The organism is Shewanella sp. AS16, assembly GCF_021412365.1.
Classification (GTDB): domain Bacteria; phylum Pseudomonadota; class Gammaproteobacteria; order Enterobacterales; family Shewanellaceae; genus Shewanella; species Shewanella salipaludis.
The window spans coordinates 1-281 of the sequence record NZ_JAKCLK010000429.1 but is presented as its reverse complement, the minus strand read 5'-3'; the positions used below and the strand labels follow the sequence as shown (position 1 = coordinate 281).

1 protein-coding gene is annotated in these 281 nt (G+C 55.9%); it reads left to right on the top strand.

Features of this window, described 5'->3' with window-relative positions:
• Positions 1–281, top strand: a 281-nt coding sequence (locus tag LZP73_RS20960; RefSeq protein ID WP_326490389.1) for a LysR substrate-binding domain-containing protein, incomplete at both ends; no start/stop codon positions are given.

The following is a 281-nucleotide window of genomic DNA, read 5'->3' as shown; positions in this document are numbered from 1 at the left end:
AAGTGTTCAACGGTGTCTGGGATGCACTTTCCGACGGGCGCGTGGAACTGGCGATTGGCGCAACACGCGCGATTCCGGTAGGCGGTCGTTATACCTTCCGGGATATGGGGATGTTAAGCTGGAGTTGCGTTGTTGCCAGCCACCACCCGCTGGCGTTGATGGATGGCCCGTTCAGCGATGATACGTTGCGCAACTGGCCGTCATTGGTGCGCGAAGACACCTCGCGAACGCTACCTAAACGTATTAACTGGTTGCTGGATAACCAAAAAAGACTTGTCGTG